The sequence below is a fragment of the Candidatus Pelagibacter sp. uisw_098 genome, from assembly GCF_059512505.1.
Genome location: NZ_CM183454.1, coordinates 378,356 through 398,763 on the forward strand (window position 1 = coordinate 378,356; position 20,408 = coordinate 398,763).

The 20,408-nt window shown below is 30.4% G+C and carries 24 protein-coding genes; 14 read left to right on the top strand and 10 right to left on the bottom strand.

Annotated features, from left to right (window positions below; all coding sequences use genetic code 11):
• Positions 1–42 precede the first annotated feature (42 nt).
• From AC5YF9_RS01955 to AC5YF9_RS01970, 4 genes are read left to right on the top strand one after another with little or no spacing between them, the layout of a single operon-like run.
• Complete coding sequence (locus tag AC5YF9_RS01955) at positions 43–1,071, top strand: glycerol-3-phosphate dehydrogenase (RefSeq protein WP_415304361.1); 1,029 nt, start codon at positions 43–45, stop codon at positions 1,069–1,071.
• The gene (locus AC5YF9_RS01960) at positions 1,065–1,259 is read left to right on the top strand and encodes a hypothetical protein (RefSeq protein WP_415304362.1); all 195 of its coding nucleotides are present in this window, start codon (positions 1,065–1,067) and stop codon (positions 1,257–1,259) included. Before AC5YF9_RS01955 ends, AC5YF9_RS01960 begins: the two co-directional genes overlap by 7 nt.
• 14 nt (positions 1,260–1,273) lie before the next feature.
• A complete protein-coding gene (locus AC5YF9_RS01965; RefSeq protein ID WP_415304363.1) occupies positions 1,274–2,437 on the top strand; it encodes an iron-containing alcohol dehydrogenase in 1,164 nt (387 codons plus the stop codon).
• The gene (locus tag AC5YF9_RS01970) at positions 2,434–3,225 is read left to right on the top strand and encodes a glutamine amidotransferase-related protein (protein WP_415304364.1); all 792 of its coding nucleotides are present in this window, start codon (positions 2,434–2,436) and stop codon (positions 3,223–3,225) included. Before AC5YF9_RS01965 ends, AC5YF9_RS01970 begins: the two co-directional genes overlap by 4 nt.
• A gap of 3 nt (positions 3,226–3,228) precedes the next feature.
• On the opposite strand, the gene AC5YF9_RS01975 is transcribed toward AC5YF9_RS01970, so the two are convergent.
• The gene (locus tag AC5YF9_RS01975) at positions 3,229–4,914 is read right to left on the bottom strand and encodes a formate--tetrahydrofolate ligase (RefSeq protein ID WP_415304365.1); all 1,686 of its coding nucleotides are present in this window, start codon (positions 4,912–4,914) and stop codon (positions 3,229–3,231) included.
• A 127-nt stretch (positions 4,915–5,041) separates the two neighbouring features.
• Between AC5YF9_RS01975 and AC5YF9_RS01980 the strand changes: the two genes are divergently transcribed.
• Genes AC5YF9_RS01980 through AC5YF9_RS01995 form a run of 4 tightly spaced genes read left to right on the top strand, consistent with a single transcriptional unit; the run spans position 5,042 to position 10,147 of the window.
• A complete protein-coding gene (locus tag AC5YF9_RS01980) occupies positions 5,042–6,298 on the top strand; it encodes a sarcosine oxidase subunit beta family protein (RefSeq protein ID WP_415304366.1) in 1,257 nt (418 codons plus the stop codon).
• Positions 6,299–6,565, top strand: coding sequence for a sarcosine oxidase subunit delta (locus tag AC5YF9_RS01985; protein ID WP_415304367.1), 267 nt, complete (start codon positions 6,299–6,301; stop codon positions 6,563–6,565). It begins immediately after the preceding gene.
• A gap of 1 nt (position 6,566) precedes the next feature.
• Positions 6,567–9,563 carry a sarcosine oxidase subunit alpha family protein gene (locus AC5YF9_RS01990; RefSeq protein WP_415304368.1) on the top strand — a complete coding sequence of 999 codons (2,997 nt, stop codon included), beginning with the start codon at positions 6,567–6,569 and terminating at the stop codon, positions 9,561–9,563.
• Complete coding sequence (locus AC5YF9_RS01995; protein WP_415304369.1) at positions 9,560–10,147, top strand: sarcosine oxidase subunit gamma family protein; 588 nt, start codon at positions 9,560–9,562, stop codon at positions 10,145–10,147. The genes AC5YF9_RS01990 and AC5YF9_RS01995 overlap by 4 nt, the downstream gene beginning before the upstream one ends.
• Positions 10,148–10,153: 6 nt before the next feature.
• Here AC5YF9_RS01995 and AC5YF9_RS02000 read toward each other — a convergent pair whose 3' ends face one another.
• A complete protein-coding gene (locus AC5YF9_RS02000; protein ID WP_415304370.1) occupies positions 10,154–11,002 on the bottom strand; it encodes a DMT family transporter in 849 nt (282 codons plus the stop codon).
• A 109-nt stretch (positions 11,003–11,111) separates the two neighbouring features.
• Between AC5YF9_RS02000 and AC5YF9_RS02005 the strand changes: the two genes are divergently transcribed.
• Positions 11,112–11,423 carry a hypothetical protein gene (locus AC5YF9_RS02005; RefSeq protein ID WP_415304371.1) on the top strand — a complete coding sequence of 104 codons (312 nt, stop codon included), beginning with the start codon at positions 11,112–11,114 and terminating at the stop codon, positions 11,421–11,423.
• On the opposite strand, the gene AC5YF9_RS02010 is transcribed toward AC5YF9_RS02005, so the two are convergent.
• From AC5YF9_RS02010 to AC5YF9_RS02020, 3 genes are read right to left on the bottom strand one after another with little or no spacing between them, the layout of a single operon-like run.
• Positions 11,413–11,853: a hypothetical protein gene (locus tag AC5YF9_RS02010; protein WP_415304372.1), complete on the bottom strand. Its 441-nt coding sequence runs from the start codon at positions 11,851–11,853 to the stop codon at positions 11,413–11,415. The genes AC5YF9_RS02005 and AC5YF9_RS02010 overlap by 11 nt on opposite strands.
• A gap of 2 nt (positions 11,854–11,855) precedes the next feature.
• Positions 11,856–12,602, bottom strand: a complete 747-nt coding sequence (locus tag AC5YF9_RS02015) for an aspartate/glutamate racemase family protein (RefSeq protein ID WP_415304373.1) — start codon at positions 12,600–12,602, stop codon at positions 11,856–11,858.
• Positions 12,603–12,651: 49 nt separating this feature from the next.
• Entirely contained in the window at positions 12,652–12,999 is a 348-nt protein-coding gene (locus AC5YF9_RS02020; RefSeq protein WP_415304374.1) for a cupin domain-containing protein, read from the bottom strand.
• 31 nt (positions 13,000–13,030) lie between these two features.
• Here AC5YF9_RS02020 and AC5YF9_RS02025 point away from each other — a divergent pair, with 31 nt between their 5' ends.
• The gene (locus AC5YF9_RS02025; RefSeq protein WP_415304375.1) at positions 13,031–13,795 is read left to right on the top strand and encodes an alpha/beta fold hydrolase; all 765 of its coding nucleotides are present in this window, start codon (positions 13,031–13,033) and stop codon (positions 13,793–13,795) included.
• A gap of 79 nt (positions 13,796–13,874) precedes the next feature.
• On the opposite strand, the gene AC5YF9_RS02030 is transcribed toward AC5YF9_RS02025, so the two are convergent.
• From AC5YF9_RS02030 to purE, 4 genes are all read right to left on the bottom strand, one after another.
• Positions 13,875–14,081 (bottom strand): cold-shock protein, encoded by a 207-nt coding sequence (locus AC5YF9_RS02030; protein WP_008545539.1) that lies wholly within the window; start codon positions 14,079–14,081, stop codon positions 13,875–13,877.
• A 118-nt stretch (positions 14,082–14,199) separates the two neighbouring features.
• Positions 14,200–14,667 (bottom strand): GNAT family N-acetyltransferase, encoded by a 468-nt coding sequence (locus AC5YF9_RS02035; RefSeq protein WP_415304376.1) that lies wholly within the window; start codon positions 14,665–14,667, stop codon positions 14,200–14,202.
• An 11-nt stretch (positions 14,668–14,678) separates the two neighbouring features.
• Positions 14,679–15,725 (bottom strand): 5-(carboxyamino)imidazole ribonucleotide synthase, encoded by a 1,047-nt coding sequence (locus AC5YF9_RS02040; RefSeq protein ID WP_415304377.1) that lies wholly within the window; start codon positions 15,723–15,725, stop codon positions 14,679–14,681.
• Positions 15,726–15,734: 9 nt separating this feature from the next.
• A complete protein-coding gene (gene purE, locus AC5YF9_RS02045; protein ID WP_415304378.1) occupies positions 15,735–16,226 on the bottom strand; it encodes a 5-(carboxyamino)imidazole ribonucleotide mutase in 492 nt (163 codons plus the stop codon).
• Between the two features lie 114 nt (positions 16,227–16,340).
• On the opposite strand from purE, the gene AC5YF9_RS02050 reads away from it, so the two are divergent.
• Genes AC5YF9_RS02050 through AC5YF9_RS02065 form a run of 4 tightly spaced genes read left to right on the top strand, consistent with a single transcriptional unit; the run spans position 16,341 to position 19,738 of the window.
• On the top strand, positions 16,341–17,312 hold the full coding sequence (locus AC5YF9_RS02050) for a membrane dipeptidase (protein WP_415304379.1): 972 nt from the start codon (positions 16,341–16,343) through the stop codon (positions 17,310–17,312).
• Positions 17,309–18,961 (top strand): hypothetical protein, encoded by a 1,653-nt coding sequence (locus tag AC5YF9_RS02055; protein ID WP_415304380.1) that lies wholly within the window; start codon positions 17,309–17,311, stop codon positions 18,959–18,961. The genes AC5YF9_RS02050 and AC5YF9_RS02055 overlap by 4 nt, the downstream gene beginning before the upstream one ends.
• Before the next feature lie 5 nt (positions 18,962–18,966).
• The gene (locus tag AC5YF9_RS02060; protein ID WP_496169928.1) at positions 18,967–19,578 is read left to right on the top strand and encodes a DUF3726 domain-containing protein; all 612 of its coding nucleotides are present in this window, start codon (positions 18,967–18,969) and stop codon (positions 19,576–19,578) included.
• On the top strand, positions 19,571–19,738 hold the full coding sequence (locus AC5YF9_RS02065) for a hypothetical protein (RefSeq protein WP_415304382.1): 168 nt from the start codon (positions 19,571–19,573) through the stop codon (positions 19,736–19,738). Before AC5YF9_RS02060 ends, AC5YF9_RS02065 begins: the two co-directional genes overlap by 8 nt.
• Here the strand turns inward: AC5YF9_RS02065 and AC5YF9_RS02070 are convergent.
• Entirely contained in the window at positions 19,735–20,280 is a 546-nt protein-coding gene (locus tag AC5YF9_RS02070) for a hypothetical protein (RefSeq protein ID WP_168607360.1), read from the bottom strand. The two genes, AC5YF9_RS02065 and AC5YF9_RS02070, sit on opposite strands and share 4 nt — an antisense overlap.
• Positions 20,281–20,408: the final 128 nt, after the last annotated feature.

Consider the following 20,408-nt stretch of genomic DNA (forward strand, 5'->3'; position numbering starts at 1 on the left):
ACCAACAAAATGCTAAAAATTAATATAAAAAAATACAGTATTATGAAAAAAATTATTATTATTGGTGCTGGAGCAATGGGGTCTGCATTTGCTGTACCATGCCTTGAAAACCAGAATGAAGTAACACTTGTTGGTACGCATTTAGAAGATGATTTAATAAATAATATTAAATCAAATAATAATCTTCATCCTGCCTTAAATATTGAATTACCATCAAAATTGAAGGTAGAAAAATTTGAAAAATTACAATCAATACTTGAAGGTGAGGTAGATATAATTGTTGCTGGAGTGAGTTCTGTAGGAATTGAATGGTTTGTTAATCAGATATCAAAAAATTATAAAAAAAATCTTCCAATTATTTTATTAACAAAAGGTTTAGCCATTGAGGGCAATGAATTAATAACACTTTCAGATAAAATTAAAAAACTTCTCAAGGAAAAGGGTCATGGAGAAGTAAATATTTCAGCAATCAAAGGACCTTGTTTAGCGGCAGGTCTTGCATATAAAATGAGAACAGGCACTGTTATCGCAAATCCAGATATTAAAGAAACAGAAAGATTAAAAAAAATTATATCAACAAATTATTATTCGACAGAAGTGTCAGATGATTTAACTGGCATTGAGTTATCAGGTGCAATTAAAAATATTTATTCAATGTTAATTGGAGCTTCTGAAGGATTAAGCAATTCAAAAGCACCTAAAGAAATTCAATCTAAATATTATTTAAATACATCAGCCTCATTAATCCATAGATCAATTTCTGAAATGGTTGAATTTGTTTCTTTCTATGGAGGAAGAGCAGAAACTGTTTATGGCTTAGCTGGTTTAGGTGATTTATATGTAAGTGCAATAGGGGGAAGAAATAGTTTGATGGGAAAATATTTAGGTGAAGGATATTTATATAAAGAAGCTAAAGAAAAATTTATGAAAAATATTACAGTAGAGGGTGCACAACTTGCATTAGAAATTGGACCTAAAATTTTACAAGATCTTAATTCTAAACATTTTCCATTAATGTTTAGTATGCTAAACACTATATGTGAAAATAAGAAATTAGAAATTCAATGGTAAAAAATATATTAATATTTGTTTTTATAGTGCTTGGAATGGTAGTTATTCTAAATTTTAGTGATTATAATTTAAAAAGAGCTGTCGATGCCTGCCTAGCTGGAAGTCAAAAATTATCTAAATCAAAAATTACAGATCTTGCAGAAGCTAAAAAATTTTGTGAAGAAGAAATTAAAAAAAATAAAAATTAAAAAGAGACCAGTAAATGAAGTCAAATTGGAATTATCCAACAACCATGTGGGTTGGAAAGGATAGGATTAAAGATCTAAGTATTGCTTGCAAAAATTTAAACATTAATAAACCATTGTTAGTGACTGATAGTGGTCTTGCTAAATCAAAAATTGTAATCAATGTTCTAGAGAATTTAAAAGAAGGTGGTATTTCAGCTGAATTATATTCAGATGTTGTGGGTAATCCAACTGGCACCAATGTAACTGAGGGTGCTGATTATTATAATAAAAATAATTGTGATGGAGTAATAGCTTTTGGAGGGGGTAGTGGCTTAGATGTTGGTAAAGCTATTGCATTTATGTCAGGCCAAACCTTACCTATTTGGGATTTTGAGGATGTTGGTGATAATTGGACTAAAGCGAACTCTGACAAAATTGCACCAATTATTGCTGTACCAACAACTGCTGGAACAGGATCAGAAACAGGACGAGCATCTGTAATTTTAAATGAAGAAACTGGTGTAAAAAATATAATTTTTCATCCTAAATTTTTACCTTCAATAGTTATTTTGGATCCGGTATTAACACTTAGTTTGCCTGCAAAGATTACAGCTGCAACTGGTATGGACGCGCTAGCTCACAATTTGGAAGCATATTGTGCACCAGGATATCACCCAATGGCTGATGGAATCGCTTTAGAGGGCATGAGATTAATTAATGAATGGTTATTTGAAGCATTTAACAATGGATCAAATATTGAAGCACGACAAAATATGTTAACAGCAGCAAGCATGGGATCAACAGCATTTCAAAAAGGCTTGGGGGCAATTCATTCATTAAGCCATCCGGTAAATGCTTTAAATAATATTCATCATGGTTTATCCAATGCGATATTCATGCCTTACGTATTAACTTTTAATAAAGACGTAATTGAAAAAAAAACAATAAAGATTTGTGATTATTTAGAACTTAAAGATAGATCTTTTGATGGTTTTGTTAACTGGGTTTTAGATTTAAGAAAAAAACTAGATATGCCTCACAAATTATCAGAAGTGATTGATGAAAAGAATTTTGATATTGATAGATTGTCAAAAATGGCCTTAGCAGATCCATCTACTGGAGGAAATCCAAAAAAATTAACAGAAAATGATATGAGAACAATGTATCAGCATAGTATGAGTGGAGAATTGTTTAAATGAGTAATTTGAATATTTTAATTGTTGAGGGAAATATTAGAGAAGATAGTGAGTTTTTTATTAAAGCAGCTGGAAGTTCTGCAGCAGATAATTTAAAAAATTTAATTTTAAAGATAGAACCATTAACAAATACAGAAATCATAAATCCTGGTCATGATGATGAGACAACGAATGCTCTAAAAAATATGAGTAAATATAATGGCATTGTGTTTACTGGTGGTGCAATGAGAGTAAATGATATGACAGATGTCATTAAGAAACATATCAATTTTGCATCTAATTGCTTTAATCATAAAAATAAGATTTTAGCAATTTGTTGGGGATTACAAGTCTGCTCAACAGCAGCTGGAGGTAAAGTAAATCCTGGAAAAAATGGTGCACATATTGGAATTGCATCAGATGTAATTATTAACAATGAAGGTGAAAAACACTTTATATACAAAGATAAAAAAAAAGTTTTTACCTCACCAGCATTCAATTTTGACGAAGTAAGTGAATTGCCAAAAAATACTACTCTTTTATCAAGTGACAAAGTTAATAATGTAATGGGTGTTAGCTTTAATGCGGGAAGCTCAGAAATTATTGGTTTACAATATCATCCTGATTATGAATATTTTCAGATGCTTAATCTTATGGATGGTCGTAAAGAGCGATTATTTGAAAATAAAAATTTTTTAAATGAAGAAGAGTATGAAAGCCATATCTCATTCATAAAATCTCAAGATGAACTATTAGATTTTAATGATAGAACATGTGAAGTTAGAAATTGGATTAATTATATACGTAACTAATTTTTAAAACAGACCTTCAATTTCACCATCTTTATTCAATTTAATTGAGTCTGCTGCCGGAACTCTTGGTAGTCCAGGCATAGTCATAACAGCACCACAAATAACAACAATAAACTCTGCTCCTGAAGAGAGTTTAATTTCTCTAATTGGCAAAGAATGTCCTGTTGGTGCACCTTTTAGACTTGGGTCTGTTGAAAAGCTGTATTGAGTTTTTGCAATACAAATTGGGAAATCTCCGTAACCAGATTCTTCAAAGCTTTTTAATTGATCTCTAATTTTAGTATCAGCAATAACCTCATCTGCTCTATAAATTTCTTTTGCAATTGTTTCTATTTTTTTAAATAGAGGAATTTTGTTTTCATATAAGAATTTGAATTTGTCCTCATTTTTCTCACATAATTCAGCAACATGGCTTGCAAGTTCTTTTGTACCTTCACCACCGTTTGCCCAATGAGTACAGAGACTTGCTTTAACACCAATAGTGTCACAAAATTCTATCAAAGCTTTTACTTCATTATCTGTATCTTTAATAAAATGATTAACAGCTACTGCAACTGGTAAACCAAATTTTTTGACATTTTCCACGTGTCTTTGAAGATTAACTAAACCTTTTTTTAAGGCTTCCACATTTTCTGTTTTAAGGGCATCTTTTGCTACACCACCATGCATTTTTAAAGCCCTAATAGTTGCAACAATTACAACACAGCTAGGTTTTAAATCTGACTTTCTGCATTTAATATCAAGAAATTTTTCCGCACCAAGGTCTGCACCAAATCCTGCTTCTGTAACAACGTAATCAGCAAGTTTTAGTCCAGTCTTTGTAGCAATTACAGAATTACAACCATGTGCAATATTAGCAAAAGGACCACCATGAATAATTGCAGGATTGTTTTCTAAAGTTTGAGTAACATTAGGTCTAATTGCATCCTTTAATAATACAGTCATCGGACCTTGTGCTTTTAAGTCCTTAGCATAAACAGGTTTTTTATCTCTAGTATAGGCAATTGTAATATTTCCAATTCTTTTTTCTAAATCTTCTAAATCATTTGATAAGCAAAAGATTGCCATGATTTCAGATGCAACAGTTATATCAAAACCATCTTCTCTTGGAAAACCATTTGCAACTCCACCTAAGTTTATATTTATAGATCTTAAAGAACGATCGTTCATATCCATCACTCTTTTCCAAACAATTCTTCTAACATCTATGTCTAACTTATTTCCCCAATAGATATGATTATCGATTAATGCTGACAATAAATTATGAGCTGATGTTATTGCGTGAAAATCTCCGGTAAAATGTAAATTAATTTGTTCCATTGGAACTACCTGAGCATAACCACCACCAGCTGCTCCACCTTTCATTCCAAAAGAAGGCCCAAGGCTTGGTTCTCTTAAACAAACAATCGATTTTTTTCCAATTTTATTTAATCCGTCATTTAAACCAACTGAAGTTGTAGTTTTACCCTCACCAGCTGGAGTAGGAGTGATCGCTGTAACTAGTATAAGTTTTCCATTTGGTTTATCTTTTAGTGTGTCTAAATATTCTAAATTAATCTTTGCAATGTGTCTGCCCATTGGACTAAAAGCTGAGCTTTCATCTGGTACATTTATCTTGGCTAAAATATCATTTATAGGTTGCATTTTAGCTTCTCTAGCTATTTGAATGTCTGACTTAACTTCGCTCATTTGAAACTCCTATAAGATTTATTTTTTAATGCTCAATTGATATCCTATTTTAATTTTTTGGAAACTTCTAAAAAATATATATAAAAAAAATAAGAACTATTTATATTCGTTTGTATAAAATTATCTTATGCAAAAATATTCTATATTTAATTTGATCAAAAATGCTTTCTCTGGTCATCAAAAATGGGACCTAGCCTGGAAAGATGCTACTCCAAAAAAAGAATACGACGTTGTTATTATTGGTGGTGGAGGCCATGGCCTAGCTACTGCATATTATCTTGCAAAAGAACATAATATTACGAATGTAGCTATCATTGAAAAAGGATGGCTTGGTGGTGGAAATATGGGAAGAAATACTACAATCATAAGATCAAATTATATGCACGATGATAATGCATTATTTAGTGAGTTTGGAATGGATCTTTGGAGAAAGATGAGTCAGGACTTAAATTACAATGTAATGTTTTCTCCAAGAGGAATAATTAACCTTGCACACTCAGACGCTCAAATGAATATTTTTGCAAGAAGAGGAAACTCAATGCGCTTAAATGGTATTGATGCAGTTTTATTAAATAGAGAAGAGGTAAAAGAAATTATTCCAATGGCAGATTTTTCAGACAATGTAAGATTTCCTATATTTGGTGGATTAATGCAACCAAGTGCTGGGACAGCAAGACATGATGCTGTGGCTTGGGGTTATGCACGTCAAGCTGACTCAATGGGAGTAGATATAATTCAAAATTGTGAAGTAACTGGATTTGATGTTTCTGGTGGAAAAATAAATGGTGTCAGAACTTCTAGAGGAGACATAAAAGTTAAAAAAATTGGTTTATGTGTTGCAGGAAGTACCAATATTTTGGCTGAAAAACTAAATATGACAATACCAGTAGAAACTCATCTTTTACAAGCATGTGTTACAGAGCCTGTAAAACCTGTATTAGATAGTGTGGTTACTTTTGGAGCAGGACATTTTTATATTAGTCAATCTGATAAAGGTGAAATGGTAATGGGAGGAGATCTGGATGGATATAATAGTTATGCCCAAAGAGGAAATTTACCAACACTCCAGCATGTACTAACAGAGGGAATTGCAATGATGCCATTTCTAAGTAAATTAAAAATGCTTAGAACTTGGGGTGGGATTATGGATATGTCTATGGATGGTTCACCCATAATAGATAAAACTCATATCGAAGGATTATATTTAAATTGTGGATGGTGTTATGGTGGGTTTAAAGCAACTCCAGCTTCAGGCTGGACATTTGCACATACAATTGCTCAAGATAGAGTTCATAAATTAAATGAAGGTTATAGCTTAAGTAGATTTAATACAGGTCACTTACTAGATGAAAAAGGACTTGGAACCAAAACATGGATCTCATAAATGCTGCATATTAAATGCCCTCATTGTGGAATGAGATCTCAAAATGAATTTTCATATGGTGGTGATGCAACTGTTAAAAGACCAGAACTTAATAAGGAAGTTTCAGATATAGATTGGGATAACTTTGTCTATAATAGAAAAAGCTTAAGAGGAAAACACAAAGAGTTATGGCAACATATATCAGGATGTAGACAGTGGATCAAAGTGGAAAGAGACACCGCAACTCACGAAATATTTAAAACAGTTAAAGCTAACGAAGACATTTAATATGACTCAAAATTATAGATTGGATAATATTGGATTAATAAATAGAGATAAAAAAATCTCATTTAAATTTAATGGAGTAACTTACTTTGGTTATGAGGGTGACACCTTAGCATCAGCATTACTTGCTAATGGAGTTCATTTAATAGGAAGAAGCTTTAAATATCATAGACCTAGAGGCTTTTTTGGTGCAGGGGTGGATGAACCATACGCAATTGTTCAACTATACAGAAATAATGAAACTGAGCCGAATGTAAAAACTACAGAACAAGAACTCTTTGAAGGTTTGGAAGCAACAAGTGTTAATTGTTGGCCAAGTGTAAATTTTGATATTGGAGCAATTAATAATTTCTTAAAGATATTTCTTCCAGCAGGATTTTATTACAAAACGTTTATGTGGCCAAAAAGTTTTTGGTACAAAGTTTATGAACCATTTATAAGAAAAGCAGCAGGACTTGGAGTTGCATCAACTAAACATGATAAAGAAAGGTACGAACACAAATATGAGTATTGTGATTTACTAATTGCAGGTTCAGGACCTTCTGGTTTAGCAAGCGCATATGCTGCTGCTAAAAATGGTGCAAGAGTAATCTTAGCAGAAGACAAACCTAGATTTGGTGGAACTTTATTAACGAGTGAAGTTAATATTGGAAATCAAACAGGAAAAGAATGGGCAGAAAATATTATTTCTGAACTTAAAGAAATGCCCAATGTTATTGTTAAGAATAGATCTCAAGTATTTGGTTACTACGATCATAATATGTTAGTGATGACAGAAAAATTAAGTGATCACCTACCTAAAACTAAAAAATATAATCCAAAACAAAGACTTTGGTATATTAGAGCTAAAGAAGTTTTAATCTCATCAGGATCAATTGAAAGACCTTTAGTATTTGGAAACAATGACACACCAGGTGTGATGTTATCTTCTGCAGCGAAGGAATATTTAAAAGTCTATGGAGTTTTAGTTGGTAAAAAACCTTTAATATTTACAAATAATGATAGTGGATATGAAACGGCTATAGAATTTAAAAAAAATGGTGTTGATCCAATTATTTTAGATACTAGAAAAGAACCTAAGTCAGAAATCATAGATGAAGCAAAAAAATTAGATATTCAAATTAAATTCTCTTACGTAGTTGTTGCAGCTAAAGGTTATAAAAAAGTTAAATCTGCTGAAGTTGCCAAAATTTCAGATGATAAAAATGAATTAGGAACTTTAGAAACTATTAATTGTGATTGTATTTGTGTTTCAGGCTTTTGGACCCCAACAATACACTTAGCGTCTCAATCAGGAAATAAAACCACCTTTAATAAAGATATAGATGCATTTGTGCCAGGACTATCAAAACAAAATGAAACAACTTTAGGTGCAGCAAATGGAACTTTTACGTTAGAAGAAACTTTAAAAAATTCATTTGAAAGTGGATATGAACTTTCAAAAAAAATAACCAATAATGACAATAAAATATCATCGCCAATAGTTATGGAAAAAAAATCAACTACTCACGATAAATTTTGGTGTGTACCTTTGCCTAAAGGAAAAACATATAAAAGATTTTTAGATTTCCAAAATGATGTAGCAGTTTCTGATATAGAAATTGCACTAAAAGAAGGTTATCGATCTATTGAACATGTAAAAAGATACACGACACTTGGAATGGCCACTGACCAAGGAAAAACAAGTAATCTCAATGGTTTGCAACTAGTATCCAACATAGAAAACAAAATAGTACCAGAAGTAGGTCACACAACTTTTAGACCTCCTTATACGCCAATTACTATTGGTGCGATTGTTGGAAGAGAAATTGGCAAACATTCTAAACCAACAAGAAAATCACCTATGCACACTTGGCATGAAAAAAATAATGCAGTGTTTGTAGATGCAGGCGTCTGGTTAAGACCAAGATATTACAAAATTGGAGAAGAAACTTTATTTGAAGGTTCAAAAAGAGAAGCTAAAAACGTTAGAACAAATGTAGGAGTTTGTGACGTAACTACTTTGGGTAAAATTGATATTAAAGGACCTGATGCTGCAGAACTACTAAATCGTGTTTACACTAATGCTTGGTTAAAATTGCCAATTGGTAAAGCAAGATATGGTGTAATGCTAAGAGAAGATGGAATTGTTATGGATGACGGAACAACAACAAGAATTTCTGAAAATCATTATCATATGACAACAACAACAGCTCAAGCAGCAAATGTTTTATCTCATCTAGAATATTATTTACAACTTGTATGGCCAGAGCTAAATGTAAATGTAGTATCAACTACAGAGCAATGGGCTGGTGCAGCAATCGCAGGACCAAAATCTAGAGATCTATTGCAAAAGCTATTTCCAAATATTGATGCTTCTAACGACGGTTTACCTTTTATGGGATATCTTGAAGCTGATTTATTTGGAGTACATGCACGAATTTTTAGAATTTCATTTTCAGGAGAACTTGCTTATGAGGTTAATGTCGAATCTGACAATGGAAACTTTATGTGGGAAAAAATAATGGAAGTAGGACAAGAATTTAAAATCCAACCCTATGGAACTGAAGCATTATCAACTCTAAGAATTGAAATGGGTCACATAGCAGGATCAGAACTAGATGGCAGAACCATTCCATATGATAATTCTTTAGAAGGATTGGTTAGTAAAAAGAAAGACTTTATAGGAAAACGTTCTTTAGATAGAGAAGCATTCATAGCAGAAGATAGACAAAAAGTAGTAGGTGTTGTTCCAATTGATAAGAAAACAAGTATCCCTGAAGGATCTCATTTGGTTAAAGATGCAATGGCTCCAATACCAAATCCTAAATTAGGATATATCTCTGCATCATGTTGGAGTGTTGAATATGATAACCCATTTTCATTAGCAATACTTAAGGATGGAAAAAATATGATAGGACAAAAACTATTTGCAATGTCACCTCTAAAAAACAAAACAATACCTGTAGAGATAGTTTCATCACACTACGTAGATCCAAAGGGTGAAAGGGTAAGATCATGAGCTCAATTTCTGCTTTAAATGCCATCCATAACAAAGGACTATTTGGTGACCATGAGGGAAAAAATGATGATGAGCTGCTAAAAGTGAGTGAACTAAAAGATTTTTTAATCATTCAAATAGTCAAATATAAGAGCTCCTTAACAGCCATTCAAAATATTAAGATAGATAATCTGAGCTTAAAAAATGAAACTCTAAATATAAACTGTAACACTAATACAAGAATTTTATGGAATGGCCCAAATACCTGGCTTTTAGTTTCTTCAAAAAAAGAAATTTTAAAAGAAATTAATGAAAAACTAGTAGAGGCAGATTTTGCTATAACAAATATATCTCATAGTAGAACAATAATTCAAATAGAGGGAAAAAATACAAAAGAGATATTAAAAAAAGGATGCCCCTTTAATTTTAATGAATTGAAAAAAGATACTTGTCTAAATTCAACTTACAACGGAATGTCGGTCACAATTGATATGTTAGATGATAATCCAGATAAAGTTAGAATATTCACTCTAAGAAGTTTTGGAGAATTTTTTTATCATTCTATTACCGATGCTTGCTTAGAGTTTGGGTATAAAGGAGTTTAAAATTTATTACTTTCTAGTTGCAATATAAACACCAAGAGTTGCCACAGCAAAACCAATTAGATCTAGATTATTTAATTTTTCATTTAAAAATAACCAAGCCATTATTGCTGTAGTTGGTGGTATTAAAAAAAATATAGAAACAGTTTTACTTGCAGAGTTATTTTTAATTAAATACATTAAGATTGTGAATGCTCCAAAAGATACAAGAAATATCTGATGACTCATTGCTATCAGAAATGTAGGTGTAAAATTAATAAAAGGTTCACTAAAAATAAAAACAACCAGTATATGAAAAAAACAACCACCCATTGCTTGATACATATTGCTAACTGATAAAGGTAAATTATTACTTATCTTTTTTTGCCACAAGGTAGAAGTTGTAATAGCTAACAGAGCTATAAAAGAAGCTATCACTCCAAAAAAAGGAAGGCTTGATCCAACATCAAAACCTAAAACTAAAGCGGCACCTATAAATCCAAGGATTACTCCAATCCATTGTCCGAAAGTAACTTTTTCATTTAAAAATTTTCCCGCTAAAGCATTAGTTAAGATTGGTTGTAAGGTTACAATTAATGCTGCAATTCCTGTTGGCATTCCAATTGAAACAGAGTAAAAAACACCTCCCAAATAAACGCCATGAAAAAGCACACCACTAAAAAGTGATTGCAGAAGGTTCTTTGTATTGGTTAAAATTTTTTGTTTTGCATAAATTGAAAAAATAAAAAAACCAAAAGCTACAACAAAAAATCTAAAGGCTAATGCAGCAAAAGGATCACTATTATCTATTATAGGTTTTGTTGTAACAAATGCTGAAGACCACAAAATTATAAAGATGAATGGAAAAATTTTAACCATAGTGAGCTTATAAGTTATATTTTACATCAATATTAGACATTAATATCCAAAATGAACACTTTCGCCCTTGAGTTGTGTTTTAAAATACTTAGAGTTAAGAAGGGTTATAATGATTTTAAAAAAAATAATTATTGGATTATTTGTTTTTTGCTTTCTTAATGGATGCATACAAAGCACAGCTCTTTTAGGGCCAGCATACACATTTGCAAATACTGGAAATATCTATCAAGCTAGTCTCTCTTATGGATCCAGTAAGGCTGTAAAGAAAATAACTGGTAAAACTCCCACTGAGAATATCAAGAGTTTAATAGACAATAAAGAAACTATAATTGAAGAAGATGAAAATTATGATGAGTTCTATGCATTAGTTAAACGTAGAATAGAAAAAACAAATAAAGTTTTAAATCTATCTAATCAGTAATATTTAAAATAAGTTGCTCTGATTGACTTGTTTCCTTGCACCAAAGCTCATAACTCTCACACATACGCCATAAAAATTGATGTGCCCTCTTAGAGGCCTCAATTAAAGTATTGTCTTTTGTCTCATAAAGAGCGGGTATCTTTATTAATTGTTTTATGGTGACATCTTTCTGAATATTTAAAAGTTTAATTGTTTCTTCAGGTATTTTTTTTCCAGTTTCTTGGTCTAGATAATTATTTTTTTTAAGTTCTGAAAACCATTCTTCGTGAAGTGTTCCATTGCTTAATTTTTTGAACTCTTCAGTTTCCATGAATTTATTAATAGCCTCTCTTGCCTCAATGTCTAAATTTTTTTTTTTAATAATTGAAACATAAGAATATATGATTTCAGCCATATAGATGACATATGGTTTTTTAGTTTTAGAAAGCATTTTTATTTTCCATATCTTGTCATTGAAGAATTAGCTAATATTAAATTTGGGTCTAAATATAATTCTGATATTTTTACATTTTTTAATGACTTAAATGCAAAAATTGCAATAGGCAATTCAGTACAGCCTAATATGATTTTTTTACAATTATTTTTAATCAAATAATTGATTGCTAGTTTAATAGATTTTTCTGCTAATTTTATATTTCCCATCTTGACATGTTTAATAGTTTTATTAACAGATTTGATTTGTAAATTATGCGGTGGTTTAATTAATTTATATTTACTTTTGAATAATTTTTCATAAATTTCTGTTTTTAAAGTACCTTCTGTAGCTAGTAGGCCAATTTTTGTATTCTTCTTACAAATTTTTTTTGTATGTAAAAAAACTTCTCTAGGCATATTTATGATTGGAATTTTAATTTTTTTTTTTAAATCTTCATACCAATAATGAGCAGTATTGCAGGGTATGACAATAAATTTGCAGCCACTTTTCTCTAGTGATCTACAACCTTCAAGTAAGCTTTTTAAAACCTTGTTATATCTGGTGATATTTTTAGAACTTCGTGGAAGTATTGAGAATGCTCTAGTTTGAACACCTATTGATTCTGGTCTACCTGGTATATTAGATTTATTATAAAGCATGAAAAGAGGATATTCTTGATCAATCTTTCCTCTATTTAGCATGGCTAGTTTGTTGCAAAAATCAAGTCCTGCTTGGGTTCCCATTCCACCTAAAATTCCAATCATAAATATTAAGTACTTTTTAATTTTGTTTAAAGTTTGTTTAAAATTTTTGTCACAATGGTTGGTTAATACCTCTCATAAAAACTAATATTAAGCAACCATCTTTAGTGTGGGATGAGTGAGCTGAACCAGGTTCAAATGTTACAAAATCACCCTTTTTAAAAATTCTATTATCAGGATCAGTTAGCTCTCCTTCCAGCATTAAAAATTCTTCAAACCCAGTGTGCATATGAGGTAAACTTTTTGCATTTGGGTCCATTTTTAGAAGATATGTACCTTGCCCCCCATTTTTTTTATCATAACTAATTTTGTGCCAATACATACCTTTCACTGGAGAGCCATAATTATCAAATGGAACAAACTCAACATCGTATAGATTAGTTATTTTTCTTTTAATCATAATTGATATATTCAATGATTATTAATAAATAATGAATATGCAAGATATATTTGCTGAAGATACTGGTAACGGAACTCCATTAGTATTAGTTCATGGTTTTTTAGGCTCATCAGATATGTGGAGCCCTCAAATAGAATTTTTTAAAGATAATTTTAGAGTTATTGCCCCAGCACTCCCTGGTTTTGGTTTCAGTAATACTGTCAACTCGTGTGATTCAATTGAATGTATGGCTAAAACAATACTAAATTTATTAGAAAAAAAGGAAATAAAAAAATTTAATTTACTAGGTCATTCAATGGGCGGAATGATTGTCCAAGAAATAGCAAAATTAGTAGGAGAAAAAATTTTAAAATTAATCTGTTATGGCACTGGCCCAAGAGGAAATATACCAGGTAGATTTGAAACTATTGATCAGTCTAGAGAAAAGTTAAAAAATAATGGACTGAAAGATACTGCATATAGAATAGCAAAAACTTGGTTTGTAGAAGAAGAAAAAGCAAAACACTTTTATCTTTGTGAGGAAGCTGGAAAACAAACTTCTGTAGAAGCTGCTGACAATGGATTGATTGCTATGAAAAATTGGAACGGAATTGAAAGTTTGAAAAATATTAAAAATGAAACATTGATAATTTGGGGTGATCAAGACAGAGCTTATAATTTTAATCAAGTGGAAACTTTGAATAATAATATTCCTAATAGTGATTTAAAGGTAATTAAAGGCTGCTCTCACAATGTCCATTTAGAGAAACCTGAGGAATTTAATACAGTAGTAGAAGAATTTCTTATAAAAAATTGAGTGGTATTGGCTGAAATATTTAGCTAAATAATTAAAAAATAATTTAATTAAAAATCGCAGCCAATAAAAAGTGTGAATATTATGCAGTTTTTAAGTTTACTGCTGAAGGACCTTTTGGACCATCTTCAACATCAAAAGTCAAAGCTTGACCTTCGTCTAAACCATTCATGCCAGCATCTCTTACTGCTGAAACGTGAACGAATACATCTTTTTCTTTGTCTTCTCTTTCAATAAAACCAAAACCTTTAGTTGGATTGAACCATTTTACTTTTCCTTGTAGACTCATATTTATCTTCTTACTTATTGTTGTGTTACTTTTATTACTTATAATTAAGTAATTCACGCTTTGTTTAGATTTATTGTGGTTTTGTCAACTAAATTTAAAAGATTAAATAATTAAAGACTTATTTGTTGCTAATTAGCATAGTCATATAGATAGAATTGATATCTTTTTTGTAGTGAGAGAAGGGTTCACAGGGCTCAAAACCACACTTATTAAATAATTTTCTAGCAGTTAAAAAGAAGTCACCTGCACCAGTTTCTAAACTTAATTTTTTGATATTAAGCTTTTTTGCCTCGTTAATTAAATGATTTATGACTTTAGTGCCATTTCCTTTACCTCTAAAGCTGTCACTAACCCTTATTGATTTGAATTCACCATGTTCTTTATCTAGGAATTTTAATGCACCGCTACCCATTAAGTCACTTTCTTCCCATAAGCTCCAAAATTTAATAGATGGGTCTTTTAATCCAGCTATATCAAGTACGTGAGCACTACCTTCGGGTGATACAGATCTTAACTCAATGAAATGATTGATAAGAAACTCATGAACTTCTGGATTATCAAAATTTCCTTCGATTGATTTTAACATTTGAGTAATATCTATTTAAGAAGGGTTGTTAGGTGTCCCATTTTTCTTTTTTGTTTAACTTCTTTCTTAAGATAATCAAAGAAAAATTCATTTTCATTGTGTTCTTTATTTCTGTAATTAGTAATTTGGTCACCAATTATATTTGTCATCATTGCATTTGATACTTTTTTAAGAGGTATCTGTTCTAGCTTACAAACAGCTCTTACATGATTTTCAAATTGACTTACATTATATGCATTAATTGTTAAGTGCCCTGAGTTATGAACTCTTGGTGCAATTTCATTTACATAAAGGTTATCATTTCTATCAATGAAAAACTCAACACACAAAGTTCCAACATATTTTAATTCTTCAGAAATCTGAGTTGCCCATAGCTTTGATTGTTCTAATATTTTATCACTAATCTCAGCTGGAATTTTAGAATTCTTTAAAATCTGATCTTCATGTACATTTTCAATGGGTTCATAAATTTCATATTTTTGATCATTAAATCTTGTAATAATTATTGAGATTTCTTTTTTAAGTTTGACAAGCTTTTCTAAAATATAACTTTTTGAATAATCTACATTAATTGAATCTAAATTTTCTAAACTACTAATGGGGTGTTGCCCTTTGCCATCATATCCTAGAGTTGTAGTTTTAAGTATACCAGGAAGTAAATCTTCAACTGATTCCATATCAGATTTTTTTTCAATAGATACATACCGGGTAGTTCTTATATTTAAATTATTTATAAAATCTTTTTCTGCTAGTCTATGTTGAATTATTCTATTTACAGAAGGTTTCGGTAAAACAGGTTTTATCTTATTAATTTCATTTAATGTTTCATATGGAATATTTTCAAATTCATAGCTTACAACATCAACTTTATTCAAAAACTCGTTAATCTTATTTTGATCATTATATTCACCATGTACAAAATCATTAGAAAAGTTTTGTGCTGGTGCATCAATATCGTCACAAAAAATAACTGTTTTAATCTCTAGTTTATTTGCAGCAATAGCAAGCATGCTACCTAACTGACCTCCGCCTATAATTCCAAGAATTGGTTTAGACATATTTTAAAACTATTTTGGTTTTTTTTTAACAGATTTGCTTTGACTTAAACGAAATTGATTTAATTTTTTTTTGACAGTTAAATCACTAAGACCAATAATAGATGCAGCTAATAAAGCAGCGTTAATTGCGCCATCTTCTCCAATTGCTAATGTTCCAACAGGTATTCCTTTTGGCATTTGTGCAATGGATAAAAGGCTATCAAGACCTTTTAGCTTTTTACTCTCAATTGGAACTCCTAGTACCGGTAGAGATGTAAGGGCTGAAATCATTCCTGGTAAATGTGCAGATCCACCAGCCCCAGCAATAATTACCGCGATTCCATCCTTTTCTGCATTAATAGCAAATTCATACATCCTCTTAGGGGTTCTATGAGCTGATATTATTTTTGTTTCAAATTTTATATTTAATTTTTTAAGAATATTTTGACAAAATATCATGGTTTTATAGTCAGATTGACTACCCATAATAATTGATACTTTTTTTAATTTATTTTTAGCCATTTGTTGTAATTTTATTCTAACGTAAATTGTTATTTCAAATTAAGCCTAAAATTTCAATAAAATTAATAGAATTTATCTATCTTATTGATATTCTTTAAAACAAAGAAGATCACAATGAATTTTAAAATTGATAATTTACAATATTGTAACTGGTCTAGAGAAATTTTTCAGATCAATAAACAAGCAGGACTGGATGCAATCCACGTAACCATTGTTTATCATGAAGATTTCGATGAGCTAAAAACAGTATTAAAAAACTGGGAAAATCACTTTTCAGAAAATTCTGACTTAATTTTTCATGGCAAAAGTTTTAAAGATATTGAAAAAGCTAAATCTGAAAATAAAACTGCAGTTTTTTTTGGGTTTCAAAATTGCTCACCTATAGAAGATGATATTGGATTAGTTGAAAAAGTTTACGATTTAGGATGCAGGTTTATGCAACTTACTTATAACAATCAGTCATTACTAGCGACAGGATGTTATGAGGCAATAGATAGTGGAGTTACTAATTTTGGTAGAGAAGTAATTAAAGAAATGAACAGACTAGGACTTGTAATAGATATGTCTCATTCAGCAGAAAAAAGTACAATTGATGCAATTGAGATAAGTGAAAAACCAATTGCAATAACTCACGCAAACCCATCATTTTGGCATCCAGCTAAGAGAAATAAATCAAATGAATTATTAAAAATTTTATCCAAACATAAAGGAATGTTGGGTCTATCTTTATATCCTCATCATTTAAAAGATGGAACAGATTGTCCTTTAGAAAGCTTTTGTGAAATGACAGCTAAGACAGCTGAGATTATGGGGGTTGAAAAAATTGGAATAGGTTCAGATCTTTGTTTAAACCAACCAGATACTATTGTTGAGTGGATGAGAAATGGTACTTGGACTAAAAGCAAAAATTATGGAGAAGGATCAAAAAATAAACCTGGTTTTCCAAAACAACCAGATTGGTTTTTAGATGCAAGAGGATTTGAAAACTTAGAAGCAGGACTTAAAAAAGTTGGTTTTTCAGAAAATGAAGTTAATGGAATTCTTGGAAACAACTGGTACAATTTTTACAAAGAAATGAACCAATGAATATCTCCTTAAGAGACCCCAATGTAGTAATGAAATTATCAAGACTAGGGTCTTTTCATCAATCTAAACTTTCATTTTTAAGAAGTTTTTTAAAAGAGTTTAAGGATTGGGATTACAAAAGAGATTTATTTGAATTAAACCAACATGGTTATGGCACTGCGGTGTATTCATTTAAGAAAAAAAATAGAGTTTATTCATTAATTTGTTTTGCAAATGAATTAGATGAAAATGAAAGATCAGACAGGGTTATAGCTACTAAATGGGATGCAGCCTTTACGCTTTTTGATGGTGTACCAAAAAAACAAGATATTGAAAGATTAAAAAACGAAGTACCAAAACAAGAGTTTGGCAGACTTTCTTATAAAGAGTTAACCCTTTCAAGAGCTAATAAATCAGTTAGAGTTTTCAATCATGTGGTTGAATGCTTAAGCGAAGGTAGGCAGCCTGATAATGATTTAATAACTAGCGTTGGTTATTTATATAGAACAACTGCAGTTTATGGGTCAGGTAAATTTGGTTTAGCAGATAGGTTTAGAATTAAAGACCGAGAAGAAATATATGGGCCTTTTAGATTGGAAATGATGTTGGTTTATTTAGTTAGGCAATTTACTTTTGATCAAGTTAATCACGTTGCAAAAAGTAAGAACCCAAAAAAAGCTGTAAAACTTGATATAAATATTTGTAAAAGTTTAGGAATAGGAAATTCTACGGGGCTAGGAATGGCTCCATTTATTGTTAACCATCCAACTCTTTTAAATAATTGGATTTCAGCAAGAGAGATTTCTTTAAAAAAGATAAGAGAGATAAAAACAATATCAGAGAAAGATAAAAACTTATTTTTAGAATGTTTAAAAAAATCAATAAAGAATATCACTTCTTGGAATACAGAAAGTGAATATCAAATAAATAAAATTAAATCTTTATTAAAAGATCTTAATGAATTTATTGTTTACCTAGATAATGATTTTAATTTTGAGCAAGATTATGCTTTTAATGAACTGTATCTGTATTTAGAAAAAGAATATTGTGAAGAATGTATTGAATATGTCGTCTCAATGATGATGGAACCTTATGATGATATTACTTCACCTTTAATTAAAGAAATGAGTTCTGAAGAAGAAAAATATTTTAATATTCCAACTGAAAGAACGGTAGAAGAGTTAAAGCTGATTTTAGAAAAAAAATATCCAGATATCTTAACGATAGATTTTTCTAAAGATGAAAATAATTTAAATTTTTGGTTTATTTCAAAAAATAAAGAAGAGCCAAGACTAGCAAATAGATTTGATGAAGTGGGAGCTGAGTTAGAGCAACCTCTAGCAATTGCAAGAGACATTAAAAAACTTTATGAATTGTTATCAGTTACTAAAAATAGCTGGACCATTGCTAAATTTTTATCAACTAATAATGAATTAAGACACGTTGTTAGAAGAGCATTTATAGTAGAGAAATTTCCATATTCTGAAATACAAGACAATACTATTGGCCAAAAAATAATGCCTATTGATATGCTGAGATTAAAGTTATCATTTTTTGGAGCATTAAAATTTGATCCACGTTCTGATAAATGGTTAAGAATATGTATGTTTCAAGGAGCACCCTTACCAGAACAATTAAAAAACTATGATGAACATTGGGTTTATAATTAATCAACATGAGATCATTAAGTGAAATAGATACAGTTTCTAAAAGATCGAGCAAGGCTGCTGGATATTCATGGGGGATTGCAGAAGAGATTGGAAAAAATATAAGATTACTTGAGATTTTTAGCTTACCTGGAATTAAAAACTTAAATAGTTTTTTTAAGAAAAAAAAAGAATTAAGGTTAGAGAATATCAGCATCATAAAGCAAGACAATGAGGCTAATAAAGATGAATATTGTCCAATAATTGCAGGGGTAAATTTTTTAGATCAGATTAAAACTTTAGAAACTTTAAATGAGATAACGTTTAAAAAAGTCTCATATCCATTACTTTTCTTACCATTTGTAAGTAGGGCTGCTGAGGTGATCGGTAAAAGAATATTCTTAAAAATGGACAATAGGGAGTTTTTATTAAACTTTAATAACAATATTTATTCTAATTACATTAAAAACGAAATCATCGAGTCTGCTGAAAATATTTACTTAAAGGTTTTAGAAAATAGAGACTCGTTTGAAGAGAAAGAATGGAATGAGCTCTATAAGCTTTCAGAAGAAACGTTTGTTGAAGAAAATGAAAGCCTAAAACAAGGTGGAGCAGGCGCTGGCCTTACTGACAATGACTAAAGACTTTGATGATCAAACTAATGATGAAGAAGTTCTACAATTAGATGATTTCTGTGAAGAGTGTAAAAAAGAAGACCTGAGTGTTTCTCAAAATTTAATTTTAACAGGATTTAAAACCTGTAATTCTTGTAAACTTTCAAAAACTATATTTCCGATTTAACTGATATTGCTTATAGGTAGAGCATTCATTTTGCTCATTACAAAAGATATTGAAAGAAAAGCAATTATTAAAAAAGCTAAAAAGACTATTCCAAATGATTTAAAATTAGATTTTAGATTTAAAACTTGTTTTGTTGAAATGATTAATCCTGCAAATATCCAGAACTGAGTTAAAAATATAATTGGGATCATTAAATCTGGTGTTACAGCAAAAAATCTTAAAAGCCCTGGTGCATGAGCAAACCCTACAGCTGTTAAAACTTTTTTAAATGGAACTTTAGTTTCTTTATCTGGAAATAATTTTACACCAATAACATAAATAAATAGTCCCCATACAAACCAGGTAAGAATGGCAGTTAAGCCAGACATTGCAACTGCAGTTTTAATAACAGTATTCGCAGCAACAGCTCCAGCTAAGCCGTCTAGTATCATTATAAGGCCTGCAAAATATATTGCAGCCTCACCAAAGTTCTTATTATCTTTGTAAAGAGTTTTATCTAATTTAATAGACCGAACAATTATATTTAAAAATTGACCAAACATTATTTATTTTTCTTATTATTTTTTTGAGCTTTGTAAGAAACAAATAGTGGAAAGAGTATTAAAGCAATTACTATTATTATGCAAATTAGGATTAGAAATGATTTTGTCATTATTAATGGGGGAGAATT

Bases quoted from the DNA above. Each gene is read 5' to 3' on its own strand.
- AC5YF9_RS02015 (WP_415304373.1), bottom strand. From the start codon at position 12,602: ATGATTGGAATTTTAGGTGGAATGGGAACCCAAGCAGGACTTGATTTT.
- AC5YF9_RS02005 (WP_415304371.1), top strand. From the start codon at position 11,112: ATGATTTTAAAAAAAATAATTATTGGATTATTTGTTTTTTGCTTTCTT.
- AC5YF9_RS02030 (WP_008545539.1), bottom strand. From the start codon at position 14,081: ATGAGTCTACAAGGAAAAGTAAAATGGTTCAATCCAACTAAAGGTTTT.
- AC5YF9_RS01965 (WP_415304363.1), top strand. From the start codon at position 1,274: ATGAAGTCAAATTGGAATTATCCAACAACCATGTGGGTTGGAAAGGAT.
- purE (WP_415304378.1), bottom strand. From the start codon at position 16,226: ATGGCTAAAAATAAATTAAAAAAAGTATCAATTATTATGGGTAGTCAA.
- AC5YF9_RS01990 (WP_415304368.1), top strand. From the start codon at position 6,567: ATGACTCAAAATTATAGATTGGATAATATTGGATTAATAAATAGAGAT.
- AC5YF9_RS02065 (WP_415304382.1), top strand. From the start codon at position 19,571: ATGACTAAAGACTTTGATGATCAAACTAATGATGAAGAAGTTCTACAA.
- AC5YF9_RS02035 (WP_415304376.1), bottom strand. From the start codon at position 14,667: ATGTTAAAATCAATCGAAGGAAATTTTGATAATCCAGAAGTTCATGAG.
- AC5YF9_RS02055 (WP_415304380.1), top strand. From the start codon at position 17,309: ATGAATATCTCCTTAAGAGACCCCAATGTAGTAATGAAATTATCAAGA.
- AC5YF9_RS01970 (WP_415304364.1), top strand. From the start codon at position 2,434: ATGAGTAATTTGAATATTTTAATTGTTGAGGGAAATATTAGAGAAGAT.
- AC5YF9_RS02000 (WP_415304370.1), bottom strand. From the start codon at position 11,002: ATGGTTAAAATTTTTCCATTCATCTTTATAATTTTGTGGTCTTCAGCA.
- AC5YF9_RS02010 (WP_415304372.1), bottom strand. From the start codon at position 11,853: ATGCTTTCTAAAACTAAAAAACCATATGTCATCTATATGGCTGAAATC.
- AC5YF9_RS02020 (WP_415304374.1), bottom strand. From the start codon at position 12,999: ATGATTAAAAGAAAAATAACTAATCTATACGATGTTGAGTTTGTTCCA.
- AC5YF9_RS01975 (WP_415304365.1), bottom strand. From the start codon at position 4,914: ATGAGCGAAGTTAAGTCAGACATTCAAATAGCTAGAGAAGCTAAAATG.
- AC5YF9_RS02040 (WP_415304377.1), bottom strand. From the start codon at position 15,725: ATGTCTAAACCAATTCTTGGAATTATAGGCGGAGGTCAGTTAGGTAGC.
- AC5YF9_RS01955 (WP_415304361.1), top strand. From the start codon at position 43: ATGAAAAAAATTATTATTATTGGTGCTGGAGCAATGGGGTCTGCATTT.
- AC5YF9_RS02060 (WP_496169928.1), top strand. From the start codon at position 18,967: ATGAGATCATTAAGTGAAATAGATACAGTTTCTAAAAGATCGAGCAAG.
- AC5YF9_RS01980 (WP_415304366.1), top strand. From the start codon at position 5,042: ATGCAAAAATATTCTATATTTAATTTGATCAAAAATGCTTTCTCTGGT.
- AC5YF9_RS01985 (WP_415304367.1), top strand. From the start codon at position 6,299: ATGCTGCATATTAAATGCCCTCATTGTGGAATGAGATCTCAAAATGAA.
- AC5YF9_RS01960 (WP_415304362.1), top strand. From the start codon at position 1,065: ATGGTAAAAAATATATTAATATTTGTTTTTATAGTGCTTGGAATGGTA.
- AC5YF9_RS01995 (WP_415304369.1), top strand. From the start codon at position 9,560: ATGAGCTCAATTTCTGCTTTAAATGCCATCCATAACAAAGGACTATTT.
- AC5YF9_RS02025 (WP_415304375.1), top strand. From the start codon at position 13,031: ATGAATATGCAAGATATATTTGCTGAAGATACTGGTAACGGAACTCCA.
- AC5YF9_RS02050 (WP_415304379.1), top strand. From the start codon at position 16,341: ATGAATTTTAAAATTGATAATTTACAATATTGTAACTGGTCTAGAGAA.
- AC5YF9_RS02070 (WP_168607360.1), bottom strand. From the start codon at position 20,280: ATGTTTGGTCAATTTTTAAATATAATTGTTCGGTCTATTAAATTAGAT.